The organism is Paraflavitalea sp. (assembly GCF_059502485.1).
In genome coordinates this window covers 327,314-342,450 of record NZ_JCACET010000011.1, presented here as the reverse complement: position 1 = coordinate 342,450, position 15,137 = coordinate 327,314, and the positions used below count along the sequence as shown (strand labels likewise).

12 protein-coding genes are annotated in these 15,137 nt (G+C 46.9%); 8 read left to right on the top strand and 4 right to left on the bottom strand.

Annotated elements, in window-relative coordinates; translation table 11 throughout:
- Positions 1 to 144: 144 nt before the first annotated feature.
- The 3 genes from AC5JBY_RS29215 (at position 145) to AC5JBY_RS29205 (ending at position 3,199) form a co-directional block, all read left to right on the top strand.
- Positions 145 to 933, top strand: a complete 789-nt coding sequence (locus AC5JBY_RS29215) for a hypothetical protein (protein ID WP_495908231.1) — start codon at positions 145 to 147, stop codon at positions 931 to 933.
- A 45-nt stretch (positions 934 to 978) separates the two neighbouring features.
- The gene (locus AC5JBY_RS29210) at positions 979 to 1,122 is read left to right on the top strand and encodes a hypothetical protein (protein WP_495908230.1); all 144 of its coding nucleotides are present in this window, start codon (positions 979 to 981) and stop codon (positions 1,120 to 1,122) included.
- Between the two features lie 373 nt (positions 1,123 to 1,495).
- A complete protein-coding gene (locus AC5JBY_RS29205; RefSeq protein WP_495908229.1) occupies positions 1,496 to 3,199 on the top strand; it encodes a T9SS type B sorting domain-containing protein in 1,704 nt (567 codons plus the stop codon).
- 4 nt (positions 3,200 to 3,203) lie between these two features.
- Here AC5JBY_RS29205 and AC5JBY_RS29200 read toward each other — a convergent pair whose 3' ends face one another.
- Positions 3,204 to 4,751: a sulfatase family protein gene (locus tag AC5JBY_RS29200; RefSeq protein ID WP_495908228.1), complete on the bottom strand. Its 1,548-nt coding sequence runs from the start codon at positions 4,749 to 4,751 to the stop codon at positions 3,204 to 3,206.
- Positions 4,752 to 4,859: 108 nt separating this feature from the next.
- Here AC5JBY_RS29200 and AC5JBY_RS29195 point away from each other — a divergent pair, with 108 nt between their 5' ends.
- Positions 4,860 to 6,815, top strand: a complete 1,956-nt coding sequence (locus tag AC5JBY_RS29195; protein WP_495908227.1) for a glycoside hydrolase family 127 protein — start codon at positions 4,860 to 4,862, stop codon at positions 6,813 to 6,815.
- Between the two features lie 57 nt (positions 6,816 to 6,872).
- Here the strand turns inward: AC5JBY_RS29195 and AC5JBY_RS29190 are convergent, their stop codons facing one another.
- Complete coding sequence (locus tag AC5JBY_RS29190; protein WP_495908226.1) at positions 6,873 to 8,198, bottom strand: S41 family peptidase; 1,326 nt, start codon at positions 8,196 to 8,198, stop codon at positions 6,873 to 6,875.
- Between the two features lie 201 nt (positions 8,199 to 8,399).
- Between AC5JBY_RS29190 and AC5JBY_RS29185 the strand changes: the two genes are divergently transcribed.
- Positions 8,400 to 9,407, top strand: coding sequence for a hypothetical protein (locus tag AC5JBY_RS29185; protein ID WP_495908225.1), 1,008 nt, complete (start codon positions 8,400 to 8,402; stop codon positions 9,405 to 9,407).
- A gap of 67 nt (positions 9,408 to 9,474) precedes the next feature.
- On the opposite strand, the gene AC5JBY_RS29180 is transcribed toward AC5JBY_RS29185, so the two are convergent.
- Complete coding sequence (locus AC5JBY_RS29180) at positions 9,475 to 10,485, bottom strand: LacI family DNA-binding transcriptional regulator (protein WP_495908224.1); 1,011 nt, start codon at positions 10,483 to 10,485, stop codon at positions 9,475 to 9,477.
- 152 nt (positions 10,486 to 10,637) lie between these two features.
- Here AC5JBY_RS29180 and AC5JBY_RS29175 point away from each other — a divergent pair, with 152 nt between their 5' ends.
- Positions 10,638 to 11,525 carry an inositol oxygenase family protein gene (locus tag AC5JBY_RS29175; RefSeq protein ID WP_495908223.1) on the top strand — a complete coding sequence of 296 codons (888 nt, stop codon included), beginning with the start codon at positions 10,638 to 10,640 and terminating at the stop codon, positions 11,523 to 11,525.
- A 76-nt stretch (positions 11,526 to 11,601) separates the two neighbouring features.
- Complete coding sequence (locus tag AC5JBY_RS29170; protein WP_495908222.1) at positions 11,602 to 13,233, top strand: sodium/sugar symporter; 1,632 nt, start codon at positions 11,602 to 11,604, stop codon at positions 13,231 to 13,233.
- Positions 13,234 to 13,359: 126 nt separating this feature from the next.
- Here AC5JBY_RS29170 and AC5JBY_RS29165 read toward each other — a convergent pair whose 3' ends face one another.
- Positions 13,360 to 14,019 carry a RhiA family protein gene (locus tag AC5JBY_RS29165; protein ID WP_495908221.1) on the bottom strand — a complete coding sequence of 220 codons (660 nt, stop codon included), beginning with the start codon at positions 14,017 to 14,019 and terminating at the stop codon, positions 13,360 to 13,362.
- 371 nt (positions 14,020 to 14,390) lie between these two features.
- Between AC5JBY_RS29165 and AC5JBY_RS29160 the strand changes: the two genes are divergently transcribed.
- Positions 14,391 to 14,957 carry a hypothetical protein gene (locus AC5JBY_RS29160; protein WP_495908220.1) on the top strand — a complete coding sequence of 189 codons (567 nt, stop codon included), beginning with the start codon at positions 14,391 to 14,393 and terminating at the stop codon, positions 14,955 to 14,957.
- Positions 14,958 to 15,137 lie beyond the last annotated feature (180 nt).

Sequence of the window (15,137 nt, the reverse complement as noted above, 5' to 3'; positions counted from 1 at the left end):
ACAGCTCTGACGGTTATTTTAGGACGAAACTTGTCAAATAAGATACACCATTTCGGATAATCTGGCCTCATGTGAGTCATTTTGGATCATCGCGATTTGGAAATTGGTTATGCATGATCGTAAGTTTGAGTAAAATCCAATTTTATGGGAAAACAACTTCGAAACAAACCGGGTCCTACTTCTGAACAGGTGCTTAAGCACAAGAATCTTGATCTTACGCGGCGTAATGCCAGTGAGTTTGGCAGGGCTATCAGGGATGCTATGTTGCTGCGACGTGCATTGGGCAGTATGGTGCGTGCTGTGAAAGACCCCAAACTGAACAGCCACATGAACAAGTGGCTACATAAGGCAGCTAAGTCGGATGCAGTGAATGAATATGGTTCGCGTCACGCGGATGCAGGCAACCTTCAACTACTGGAAGGATTCAACTATAATCGTTTGCTAAGCCTGGATAGAGCATTGCCAGTAAGACCGGAGCATGCGATGGATGTAGCGACAGGCGTTATGCGGTTAAATGTGCCAGCTTGTATTGTACGACGTAAGAAGGACTTGTTTCCTGAAGACGCTACGCATTTCAGGATCGTTTCCTGTGGGGGAGCTGTTGATTTTGGCAAGCAGCGTTATTCTTCCAACATTACTAAAAGTGAATTGCTGACAATGAGTAAGAAAATGCCTGGGTTTCAACTGGAACATAGTCTTGAGGTACAACCTGGACAAGTGATGCTTCATACGATTGGCATCGTGTTTTATAAAGTAGAGGACGGAGAGGCTATCATGTTGCGTGGCGGTGCGTTGAAGATTGTTCAGGTGGCGAGGAAGGAGAAAGTTGTGGAGACTCCAGGCACAAGTACCCAGCGCGGCCGAGCCGGGCGGCATACTTGCGCCAGTGACGGAAAAGGAGAGCCTCTGGGAGGAATTTATTCAAGAATGTGAAGTTGATCTTAGGGATAAAGATTTCTCAAAGTATTTCTACTTCGAATGCCCGTTTTGGGCGTCCTGATCATTGGTGGTACGATCGTGTCGGTCATGATATCGGTGCGTCCTTTTGATGAAGATGCCTTGCAAAGGTTTCTCGATGAGCGGGAGCACGTTGAAGGAGCCTCCTTCCGTGGATATATTTAAAATAGCAAAGCCCGCCTATGCGGGCTCTGCAAAAAAAGAAAAGGAAGAGACGAGCGATATACTTAGTTGGCCAAAATATAATTATGGATGGGCAATTTAAGACTAACTCTATTTCTTTATTACACGATCTATTAAGTGTGTCAAATCTCACTGTAACTGTGTTGTTTTAGCCGAAAACCGTGCAGCGAAAAACGGCAGTACACCTTAGTTGCCTTCCCGGGTTACACTTAAAACAAGTGTATATTGTACAGTATATAGTTCTCCGATGCTTTCCGGGAATCGTTACGTTGCAGCAGCCGTTCTTTATGCCTGTTTGTTTTTCATGCTGGCAGCGTTTCCTGTTTGCCTTCATGCTCAGCAATCTGCGCTTTCTGTGAGTGCGACCAGTACGCCTTCTACCTGTTTTAATAACAATGGAAAGTTAGTTATCCGGGCTTCCGGTGGCGTGGCGCCCTATACTTATAATTATAACGGATGGGATTTTCAGAGTAGTGGTGTTTTGTATGTAGCAGGCGGTTCTACTTATACGGTGGGTGTAAAAGACGCTACAGGCACCACTGCTTATACATCCGTGCTGGTCGGTAATAATGGTGTTGGCCCTAATTTATCAGCCAAAATGCTTGTCAACCCAACTGGTTGTACAGGTGCCGATGGTGTAATGGAGGTGACTGCTTCCGGCGGCACACCTCCTTATACGTATACGCTCGATGGGATTAATTATCAAGCCAGCAATATCTTCAATAATATTTCTCCCGGTACTTATGAGCCGATCGTGAAGGATGCTTTGGGCTGTTTAAAGGCTTACTGGTTTGTGGCTGCGCAAGGAAACGGATGCAGTAAATTTCCTGTAGATGTTTACTATAGCCAATCTACCTGTAACAATGGAGGCTTCATAACTATTTATCCGCAAGGAAATCCGCCTGATCCGTATACCTATTCGCTTGACGGCATTAATTACCAAACGGCTCCTGAATTTAATAACCTATCGTGGGGACTACATACCGTTCGTATTAAAAACAGTGCCAGTGTAGTCAATTTGTTCTCGATCTACATTCGTAAGTTCTGTGATATAGCGCTTACTGTGACGAAAACTGATGTGTCGTGCGGCAACAATGATGGCCAGCTGACTATTTCTGCTACAGATGGTTTTGCTCCATATGGTTATTCGATAGATGGCTTCAATTTCCAATCTGCAGGTTTATTTGCCGGGCTTGCTGCCGGCAATTACACGGTTACTGTAAAAGATGCTTTTGGGACTGTCAAGACAATATATGCGATCATCGGGCATGATTGTCCAAATGTTGGTATACAAGTAAGTGCCACGTCTGGAAATGCTACCTGCAGTAATAACGATGGTAGTATTACAGTTTTTGCCAACAATGGAGTAGCTCCTTATCAGTATTCTCTCGATGGTAATAACTGGCAAGGCAGTAATGTATTTGCAGGATTGGGAGCGGGGCCTTATACCGTTACTGTCAAAGATGCGACAGCGCTAATCACCACCAAATCTGTATTGATATCTCTTGATAATCGCCTGACAGTGGAAGCTGGTAACGACCTTACTGTTTGTACGGGGAAGGGCGTTGTGCTGCCTGTAACTGCCAACGCAGCCTCTGCCCGTTTTTCCTGGACACCGGCAAGTGGGTTGAGTCAAACCGATATTGCCAGCCCTGTGGCTAATCCCCTTGTTACTACCAGGTATTATGTAACGGCAAGTGTAGGCGCCTGTGAGGCCATAGATTCTGTCATGGTCACCGTCCGTGGCAATACAGGTATCGGAGACACCGTATGTTTTGGCAAACTGGCTGATATTTATGTGCCCACTGCTTTCTCGCCTAATGGGGACAAGAGAAATGATGTGCTTAAAGCTATTCCTACAGGCATAAAAGAGTTTAAATACCTGGTGGTGTACAACCGCTGGGGTGAACAGGTATTTAAGTCTACCAATGCAGCAATAGGCTGGGATGGCGCTGCCAAAGGGCTGAAGCAAACCGGTACTTTCATCTGGATGGCTGCCGGTGTAGATCACCTGGGCAACGTCATCCAACGAAAGGGAATGGTTGCCATAACAAGGTAGCATGTTATTTCATTGGCCTGCTGTATCCCTGTTTGCGGTATTGTTCCAGTAATGCGGATAATTCTTTTACTACTTCAGGATGTTCCTTGTAAACATTGGTCTGTTCGGTTGGGTCTTTCGACAGATCATATAATGTGCCGGGGGCTTCGCCGGGCTCGGGCTTTATTACTTTCGGTGTGCTGAAACCGCCTGACCCCAGTTGCGTAGTCAACTTCCAGTTGCCTTTGCGAATGGCGAAGAAGCCATCGATAGAGTGGTGGATGGTGGCTTCACGGATGGGTTTGTTGTTGGCGGGTTTTACAAAGGCATCCAGCATGTTGTAACTGTCTTCGCCTGCCTGGGCAGGTAATGGCTTGTTGATAATGGCTGCCACCGTACCCAGCAGATCGGTAGTACACATGGTTTGGTTGGAAACAGATCCTGCAGGGATCTTAGCCGGCCAACGGGCTACAAAGGGAATGCGGTGACCTGATTCGTAAATATCGGCTTTGCGTCCTTTGTAGATATAATTGGCCTGGTGTTGTGTTTTTTCAATGTCCTCAGGCTTCCAGTCGGAACCATTGTCGGAGGTAACGATGATCAGGGTGTTTTCGGCAAGGCCATTTTTTTCAAGTGCTGCTACTACTTTACCGATCATCTTATCGACTTCGGCTACATAGTCGCCATACTTACCTGCTTTTGATGCTTTTTCATATTCTGCTACCGGCATCCAGGGGGTGTGGGGCGCCGGCAGGGGCAGGTATAAAAAGAAAGGTGATCCTTTTTTAGTGCTGTGTTCATTGATATAGGTTACGGACTTGTCGATGAAGTGGGGGAGCACCTGGAAGAAGTCGAAGTCGGGTGACATATTACCACCGCGCCAGAATACACCGCGTTCGGATGATTTGCCGGGAGTAAAGGCCGTGGGTGCATTCACTGTTTTGTTGTTCTCCACATAGCAGTAGGGATTCATGTCGAGCGATGCCGGGAGAATATAGGAGTAATCAAAACCGTGGTTGGCCGGTCCATCGGTGAGGGGCAGTGCGTAATTGACATTGTCTGCCGTGTCGGGTGATTTGGTATTGTTGAAGATCGGTTTGGAGGGATCGGTCCTTTGCCAGCCAAGTCCGAGGTGCCACTTGCCGATGCAGGCGGTTTGATAGCCATTGTCTTTGAGGAAAGAAGCTACCGTAACGCGCCCCGGTTCAATCAAAGCCGGAGAATAGCCATTCAATACTCCTTTTTTGAGGGAGGAACGGAAGGCATAACGTCCGGTCAATATTCCATAGCGGGTAGGTGTGCACACGGCTGAATTGGAATGGGCATCGGTGAACACCACACCTTCCTTTGCTAACTGGTCCATCACCGGCGTTGTGATCTTAGAGTCTTTATTCAGGCAGGAAAGGTCGCCGTAGCCCATATCATCGGTTAGGATATAAATGATATTGGGTTTGTCTGCAGCGGCAGCTGGGTGTTGGTCTGCTTTCCGGGTGGCGGAAACGCCCATGATGCCAATGGCGGAAAGAGCTACTATTCCTGCAAGGTACCGGCGTTGGGTGGCTTTCTTCAGCATATCGTAAGGTGCTAATTAACAGAGCTATTTAAAACAGCAAGCTAAAAAGTATGGCAATATTACAATTATCTTATTCATACATTTGACTAAGCTATTTAAGCATATATTATGAGACTCATTCGATCATTATCCCTGTCATTGCTTTTGCCATTCACTGCGGCGACGCAGCAATCGCTGCAAAAAGTAAATCCTGTCAACTTTTCACAGGTGACTATTACGGATGGCTTCTGGAAAGGTAGAATGTATAGTGTGGCCACCGGCACGCTCAATGCCTGTATCCTGTATACTGAAAACAGAACCGGCCGCATCCGCAATTTTGAAAAGGCTGCTAAAAAGAGTGGTACGCATGAGGGCATTTATTATGACGACTCCGATGTATATAAGGCGCTGGAAGCAATTGCTTATTCGCTGAAGAATAATCCGAACCCGTCTATTGAGCGAAAGGCTGATGAGTGGATCGCGAAGATTGCTGCTGCACAGCAACCAGATGGTTATCTCAACACTTTCTATACCCTTGTTGGACTTGATAAGCGCTGGACCGATATGGAGAAGCATGAAGATTATTGTGCTGGTCACCTCATAGAGGCGGGCATCGCTTACTACAACACCACCGGCAAAAAACAATTGCTGGATGCTGCCATCCGTTTTGCCGATCATATCGATTCTATGTTCCGGCAGCAGAACCGTCCATGGGTGAGTGGTCACCAGGAGATAGAACTGGCGCTCATGCGGCTGTATCATCATACCAATCAACGCAAGTACCTGGAGCTGGCACAATGGTTCCTGGAGCAACGTGGTCATGGACATGGCAAGGGGGTGATCTGGGACCAGTGGAAAGACCCTAATTATTGCCAGGATAGTATTCCTGTAAAGGATCAGCGAAATATTACCGGTCATGCCGTGCGCGCCATGTATATGTACACCGGTGCAGCCGACGTAGCAGCCGTGACCAATGAAGAAGGCTATATAAAAGCCATGCATGCCATTTGGGATGATGTGGTGGGGCGCAATATGTACATCACCGGCGGCATTGGTGCGCAGGGAAGGAATGAAGGTTTTGGCATCGACTACGACCTGCCAAACGAAAGTGCTTATTGTGAAACCTGTGCTTCTGTAGGCATGGTGTTTTGGAACCAGCGTATGAACAATCTTACCGGTGATGCCCGGTACATCGATGTGCTGGAAAAGAGCCTGTATAATGGTGCTCTTGATGGTTTGTCATTGACAGGCGATCGTTTCTTTTACGGCAATCCGCTTGCTTCTTCCGGTACGCACCAGCGCCGGGAGTGGTTTGGTACCGCTTGCTGTCCTTCCAACATTGCGCGGCTGGTAGCTTCGCTCGGCAACTATGTTTACTCAACTTCCAATAATGCTGTATGGGTAAACCTGTACATTGGCAGTGATGTAAGTGTGCCGGTACAAAAAGAATCATTCAGCCTGTCTACGCAAACCGGCTATCCCTGGAATGGCAAAACGACCATCGCGGTTACGGCAGCGCCAAAAAAGACAATGCAGCTGAGGCTGCGCATACCGGGCTGGCTTCGTGAGCCTGCACCGGGTGGTTTGTATTCTTTTGAAGACCAACAGGACACTAAATTCACTGTAACTATCAATGGCAAACCTGTAGCGTTTAAAGAAGAGCAAGGTTATGCAGTAATAGATCGCAAATGGAAAAAAGGAGAAGTAGTGGAGATCAATACGCCCATGGAAGTGAGACGCGTAGTAAGCCGTCCGGAGTTGAAACAGAACAATGAGCGTGTGGCTATTCAATATGGACCCATGGTCTATTGTGTAGAAGGGGCTGATAACAGTGGGCAGGCGTGGAACTTCATTGTGCCCAAAGCAACCAGCTTTGCTGTAAAATATGAGCCGAGCTTGCTCGGTGGGGTAAATACCATTGCATTCAGTGTAAAAGAGCCTGGCGGTGCTCCTGACGGACAGACTATCCAGGTAAAGGACAGAACCGTAAAAGCCATCCCTTATTTTTCCTGGAATAATCGTGGCGCCAATCAAATGCAGATATGGTTGCCTACTGCTTTCCGGGAGTTTAAAGTGAATCCGTAAAAGCTATCGCGAGGTGAGCTGTCCCGACTAAAAGTACGGGACGACCCACCATGTGATCTACTTCGTTCTCGTAACAACATCAACCCAGCCATCGCGCCAATATAGCTTTATTGTATTGCAGCGATCCTGTGCATCCAACAGGAACTCTACCTGGCATTCATCATCCAGTACAAAAAGGTTGTTAGTGACAGGTGTCAGCTTGTTTGTTCTATTGCGTTGAGATGTATTGGTGCAGGTCAGTTGATGATTGGTGGTAGTAAAAAGAAACTCTTCGAATTGCCCGGTAAACTTGCTGATCTCTGTTGGGGTAGCCTGCATAGTGACGTTTTGTGCCCGACAATAATTGATCAACCATTGTAGCTTTCTTCTTTCGGTAGAATCTGCTGTAGTCGACAGCTTCGTTTCAAGGATGATTGTTTGTGCAGTAACAAGGCTATTGCTTTCAATATCCCTGGTGTCCGGTATAACACCCGTGCCTTCCCAATCAGTCTTAGAAATAACGCTTTCGCTGCGGCTGAAAGGAATAAAGCCAACAAATCCATTACCCAGACTAAAGCTCCTGGTGAGGTGAGCGCCCCCGCGGGTTGTATCGCCGATCACCACCGCCCGTTTCAATTGCTGCAGGCTGTATGCCATGCCTTCAGCAGCAGAGAAGGTCCGCTGGCTGGTGAGTATATACACCGGCATATTCAGTACTAATCCTTTTGTAAGAGCGGGATTGTTTTCCTGCCACATATCGGTCCATGTATTTCCGATCCTGCTGTAGCGACGTCCTGCATAAACTTTTTCCTTGAAAAAGTAACCTGCTATTTCGCCTGCCATGATACCATTACCGCCATAGTTATTGCGCAGGTCTATGATCAATGCATCTGTGTAGGCTACAAATTGCATGGCTGCTCTCACTGTGGCTCTTGCCTGTTCACTCGTGTCGGAGAAGTTGGTAAAAGTGATATAGCCAATATTCCCGGGCAACACTTCAGCTTTCCTGAAATAGAAATTCTCTCTTTGTTCGCGGGCAACGTCTGTCCTGTCTGGTTGTTTCGTGGCGTTGAAGCTTACTATCCTTTGTTGGAGGTTGGGGTCAAACCGGATCTGCAGATGCCGGTCTTTGTGTACAGTACGTATGTCGGTCATAAGCTGTTCGGCCAGTGCTGGTCCATTCAATGGGGCATCATACTTATGTTTCTGCCATTGCTGTTGCAGGTGTTTTGTCATAGCTGCTGCCTGCTCCGGATAAACATAAAAATTATTGAGCGCCTGCGACAGGCTGTCGATAACTGCCTTTTTGGTAGACGGGTCGAGGGCCGGTAAAGGATTCTTCTGAGCAGCAAGGGGCATGTAGCAGCTAATAAAAGCAGCCAGCCAGGAAGCGAAACGATGCATACGGGATTTTTGGCTAAAGTAGCCCCGGCCTGTTCCGGCAGGAAACCAAATCTGCAAACAGGGCAGGCATCTCTACGAACTGACCGGGTCCCCGGTCATGGGCTTGGCCCAACACCCGGCCTAATACAAATTGAGTATTTTTTAGCGGCTCCATACCGGCGACTTTTACGGAGTAAATCTTCAAATCTAAAAAGCTACAATATGAAACAGTCACCCGTTTCTTTTGCTTTCCTGCTGTTACTGACCGGTATTACCTTGTCGGGTTGTGGTCAAAATGCCGGGAATAGTCCCGTCGCTTCTTTAAAGGACAGGGGCACTTTCAAAGTGCCAGCCAACATGCATCTTATAGAACCATCATCACCCTCAAAAAAGAATACCATGAATAACAACGCATCCTTGCAACAAAAGCCTCAGGAATTAAGAATCGGACAAGGCAACTTTTTCTCTTACGCGCTGCCGCCGGGCTGGAAAGTAGGGGAGGATGGACAGTTTGCGATTACCCTCGTATCGCCTGACCACCAAGCCATGACCGTAATGGTAGGTAACTCCGGACTGATGCCCGGTTATAACCCCGGTCAATTCGTGTACGAAAAAATGATGGCTTTGCGGCCTGCCAACCTGCAGCTGAGCAATGCTATCAAGACAACGCCTGTTAATGGTTTTCAGGATGCGTATAAGTTCCAGGTAGCCTATAGTCTTCAAAGTGGCAACTATACCGGAGAGGCGGTTTGTCATATCACCAATTATTATGGTGGTTGCGTGATGGCCATGACGGCAGCGTTGTCGGAGCAGTCGCAGTGGGCTTCTTATAGCAGCTGGCTGCCACAAGTGTCACGACAGTTATCGGCTACGAATGGGGCAGCATTCGGCATGCGGGGTGTTATGCAGCAGAACCTGCAAAACTCAAAAGCGTTTGGGGAAGCCATGACTGCTTACCGGGCGTGGTCGCAGGCGAAGTGGCAACAAGTGACGGATGAGCGCAATCAATCAGTTGACCGGCAGAATTACCAGTTCCGTGAGAATCTCGGTGCAGTAAATACGTGGACAAATCCTTACAATACAAATAGTCCAATAGAACTGACTACGCAATATCAATATTATTGGATCGATAATCAGGGAAGGGTATTGGGTACGAATGATGCTGGTGTCAATCCCAATCACGGTAGTACTATAGAGTGGAAACAGTTACAGCGAAAAGTGAACCCTTAATCCGGTATGCGGGCCGAGTCTGCATTCGGCCTGCACCGTACCCTCTGTTTATTCTTTTGTTGAAGTTTTATCCCTGATGCACACCCGTAGTACTTTCTCTCGGAACCAGTACCGATGGCACTACGATGGTTTCGGGTTTATATTGCTGGTTGTTCCTTTTGAGATTATTGAACAAGGCTGCCGCCGCAGCTTTGCCCATTTCAAAAGCCGGTTGTGTGATAGTAGTGAGTGAGGGGTTCAATATCGGTGCTGTGGACTGATTGGAAAAGCTGATCACTTTTACATCTTTGGGGATGGCCATTTTCAGGTCGCGGCAGGCAAGGTATACGCCTGCTGTCAGCTTTTCTACTGACGCTATAATGCCATCGGGCCTGTCTTTTCGTTGCAGCAACTTTTTGATGATCTCACGGTTGTCGGCGTCCTTGTCGGTGCATAATACCAGGTCGTTTTCCTGGAAGCTAAGACGATGTGCTGCCAGTGCCTGCCTACAGCCTTCGAGCCGGTTCCTGCTGATAGATAGGCTTTCGGACAGGGTGAGAAAGGCAATGCGCTTGCAGCCGTTTTCCAACAGGTGCTGGGTAGCCAGCCGGCCGCTTTCGCGGTCATTGGTGGTGATGCGGGTAGTAGCGGTTTCCTCGCACACCCGGTCGAAGAACACCACGGGAATACCCCGCTGCATCATATCATTAATATGGGAGTCGTTGGTGGTTTCGTTCGATACAGAGATCAATACGCCATCTACCCGGCCGCTCTGGAAGTCGGCCAGGATGGCCTGCTCGCGGTCGAACAGCTCATGAGTAAGGTAAATAAGTACATGGTAGCCTTTTTCGCGGGCAATGGATTCGATGCCATTGATGGCTACCGAAAAGAAACTGTCGGCCACTTCCGGCAATACAACGGCAATTGTTTTGCTTTTTCTTTTGCGCAGGCTGCTGGCATAAGGGTTGGGCACATAGTTAAGCTGTTTGGCCATTGCCAGCACCTTCTGCTTTGTTTGTTCACTGATCTCATGACTGTCTGTAAAAACCTTGGATACCGTCGATAATGAAAGGCCTAATTCCTTCGCTAACAATTTCATGCTGATGTTTGGCATACTATACGCGTGTGGGCCAAAAATAGCTATTTCGCAACCGGTTTCGTAAATAAAAGTGTTCGTTAACAAGGAGTGAGCAGGAAATATGTGCAAATTAGGGAAACAATCCGCCCACATTATCCATTAAAGATTGCCGTATGACACCTGTAAACAAATTGACCGAAGCTGAAATAAATCCATTACAAAGTCTTGATGAATGGGAAGATGACGTGTTGGAACGTTATCCTGATCCTGAGTCTATTGCCACTTCCAAGAAAACGGAAGAGTACCGCAATTATGAAACGCCGGGACGCGATACTGTAAAAGAGTTTTACAGGCTGAACCATACGTATCAGACTTATGACTTTGTGCAGGAAAAGAGAAACGACTACCTGAAATTCGATAAAAAAGAAATGCCTGTTTGGGATGCCTTCCAGTTCCTCAATCAACTGGTGGATGATTCCGATCCGGATACTGACCTGGACCAGTTTCAGCACCTGCTGCAAACTTCTGAAGCCATCCGTGCCGACGGGCACCCTGATTGGATGGTAATGGTGGGGCTCATGCATGATATGGGTAAGGTGCTTTGCCTGTTTGGTGAGCCGCAATGGGCCGTAGTAGGGGATACTTTCCCTGTGGGCTGCGCCTATTCCAATAAAATAGTATACCCTGAATTCTTCAGTAATAACCCGGATTATTCCGATGAACGCTACAATACCAAATACGGTGTGTATACGCATGGTTGCGGCCTGCGCAATGTAGATATGTCGTGGGGGCATGATGAATATGTATACCAGATGATGAAGGATCGTTTGCCTGAATCGGGTCTGTATATGTTGCGTTACCATTCTTTTTATGCCTGGCACCGGGAAGGGGAATATGATCACCTGCTCGACGATCATGATCGTGAGATGCTGAAATGGGTGAAGCTGTTCAATCCTTATGATCTGTATTCCAAAAATCCCACTCCTCCGGATTGGAACAAGTTAAGGCCTTACTACCAGGAGCTGGCCGACAAATATTTACCTGAGAAGCTTCGTTTTTAAATAGGTTAACCAAAAGGTCACATGTATTGGCAGCTGTGCCAATACATGATGGCTATTCCCTGTCCGCAACTGCTATATGAATAAATTACAACCCGCAGACTATGTTGTCTTCCTGGTATACTTCGTGCTGGTATCGTTGTACGGATTATACATCTACACCAAGAAGAAGAAAGCAACCACCGATTCCAAAGACTTTTTCCTGGCTGAAGGTTCTCTGACCTGGTGGGCCATTGGAGCATCGTTGATCGCTTCCAATATTTCAGCCGAACATTTTATTGGTATGTCTGGCTCAGGTTTTGCCCTGGGGCTGGCAATTTCCACGTATGAATGGATGGCGGCTGCTACATTGATTATTGTGGCCGTGTTTTTCATTCCCCTGTACCTGAAGAACAGGATCTACACCATGCCCCAGTTTCTGGCGCAACGGTATAATGATAAGGTGAGTACCATCATGGCCGTGTTCTGGCTGCTGGTGTATGTATTTGTAAATCTCACTTCTATTATTTACCTCGGGGCTATTGCCATTACCTCTATTACGGGCATCAGCTTTGCCTGGTGTATTTTTGGCCTCAGTGTTTGTTCTATCCTCGTTACGCTGGGAGGTATGAAGGTGATTGGCTATACTGATGTGGTGCAGGTGCTGGTGCTCATAGCCGGAGGTCTTATTACCACTTATCTGGCGCTTACGCTGTTGTCGGAAAAGTTTGGCTATGGCAAAGATGTATTGAAAGGGTTGTCTCTATTACAAGAGAAAGCGGACTCTCATTTTCACATGATCTTCAAGTCGGATCATCCTTATTATAAAGACCTGCCCGGACTTTCGGTATTGATCGGCGGCATGTGGATCAATAATCTGAGTTACTGGGGATGTAATCAATATATTACGCAGCGGGCATTGGGGGCTGATCTTAAGACTGCCCGTAACGGTATTTTATTCGCGGCCTTTTTGAAACTCTTGATTCCCGTTATCGCCGTGCTGCCGGGGATTGCTATGTACGTAATGCATCAGAATGGTATGTTTCAACAGGAAATGGTGGATGCTGAAGGTGTTTTAAAACCTGATCATGCTTACCCAACGTTGATGAACTTATTGCCGGCAGGTTTGAAGGGGATGGCTTTTGCGGCTTTAACCGCGGCAGTAGTTGCTTCTCTGGCAGGTAAGACGAATAGCATAGCTACTATCTATTCACTGGATATTTACAAGAAGTTCTTTAATAAAAATGCCAGTGAAAAACAGGTAGTGCGTACCGGCAGGTGGGCCGTGATCATTGCTATGCTAATTGCTGCAGTAGTGGCGCCTGCGTTGCGTACACTCGATCAGGCTTACCAATTTATCCAGGAGTATGTAGGTTTTATATCGCCCGGCGTCCTGGCTATCTTTCTGCTGGGCCTTTTCTGGAAAAAGACGACAGCTGCTGCTGCGCTGGCTGGCACGTTGCTCACCATACCTGTTTCTACTTTGCTGAAATTCCTGCCATCCTGGACAAACGGGGCGTTCCCCGATTATCCTTTCCTCGATCGTATGACTATCACTTTTGTACTGATTATTGCGGTAATGGTGGCCATGAGCCTCCTATGGCCGCGCAAAGAGGGTAAGGGTGAGCCGGTTGTTATCGAGAGGTCCATGTTTAAGGTATCACCCGTGTTCATGGTTGGTTCGGTGATCATACTCGGTATTCTTGCTGCGTTGTATACTGCATTCTATTAACAACTATTAGAGAGGCGAGCGTTTCAAAGTTCACATTGCGTATAGGTTGATTAAAAAAGGGGTTGTCAAAATAACATTTTTGACAACCCCTTTTCAGTTCCTGTTTACATTGCCTGCATTGGGGGATTACACAGCCAGTGTTTTCCTGAAGTTGCTGCTTTTGTCTTTGGATATAGTAGGTGGTGTTGCGGATACATGCCATGTATTGGCTGCATCCAATGTGGCATACATTACATATACATTCGGAGGGAACTCGATTTTTGCACCTTCCGTCATTTGTTGCACATCCAGCACTTCTCCTTGCTCAAAATCACCAAATGCCACATAGTAAGTTGGGTGAGGGGTGAAGGTAACATCCATGTTCGGCTCTGCCTGTACTACGAATGTTCCTGCATGCGACATACCTATTCCTACCGAAGCTTTTTGTAGCGGTATGTTGCCGGTTTCCTCAACATAGAGACTGCCCTGAGGAGTAGCGCTTCCCTTGGCGCCGAAATGAAATGCTCCATCATAATCGAGTGTGATCAGGTTGTTTTGCGCTAAGTCGGCGGGGATGGTTTGTGAAGCCTGGAAGGTGATACCTGGTTTTAGTATGCCTGTCTCAGCCCAAATAAAGCTGTAATCTATTGTCCAGTTAAAAGTGCAGCTCGAATTGGTATCGCATCGTTTGGCGAACCAAGCCAGTGACATTACTCCTGAAATCTTCATGTCTTCATCCTGCTGAAAGCAGCAAAAGGTTCCATCATTAGTAGATTGATTGTTGAAAACGATTGAATACTGTGACATAGTGTTAAGTTTTTTGTCCTACTCGTAAGGCTTTTCGGATTGCGCCCCCGCTTTAGTGCCCTGTGCGGACAGGTCTGTTTTTAAAGTGATGACAGCCTCCACTTGGTTTTCAAAAGCTTTTGATACCTCAAAATTGCTACATGCCCTGCTGCCGGGAAAGATGATAAATAACTGTTTCTGAAAACAGTATATAATGCGCTGTTGGCCCCAAACAGCGTATAGGTATAAATACCTGTTTTGAAACGGAAGGCAGGTATTAATACTGCTTTTGGGGTCATGCCGTCTGTTGGCTGCGTTCCACAATGGATAAACATTTTAATATTGTATTGCCAATGGATATGTGTTGGCGTTATTAACCAAAAACTAAAGACATGAAAAAGATCATTTGCAAAATGCTACTGGTTGTGTTCGTTACGGCTATGGCAGCGGCGTGTAATGACAAAGTGGCTGACAATAGTAATGAAGGCGGATCGCCGGATGTTTTAGATTCAGTGCAGCTCGTACTTACGCCTTATGCTGTTGCTTCAGAGGATATAGGGCGCTTTAAAAGCATACAGGATACCGTGCTTAAATATGCTAACCAGCCCCAGCTCGGCACTACGACAGCGATTACAGCTTATACTATACGGGCTATCGATATGCTGGCTGCTATGGGTTTGCCATCCAATTTGGTCAATTCAAAAGAATGTAAATATAAATATGCCCGGGTGTACCTTGCCGTTGACTCTCTCCTGAAATTTAAATTGTACATATTGCCTGTCCAGGGAGCCGATTTAACCGACTCTATTGGTGGTACTGATGTTTATCTCAACAGTAAAGGCAAGTATAAAAATCCGGCAGCGCAGGATGGGGATAGCGACAAATACATGCTCGATCTAAATGCCCCTTGCCCCAGTACATGTGCTGACAATCCGCCTTCACCCATTGTAAAAAAATGATAGTACCTAAAATTATTATCCTTTTATCGCATGTTCCTATACTTCTGACCACCTTGTATGCTTTATACTGTTATAAAAGCCTGGGCCGGGAGTTAAAAGTATTTTCCTGGTTTATTTTCTTTTCGGGCTTTATACAGATGGGGTCCTTGTTGCTTTGGTTCCTGCGACATAACAATATGC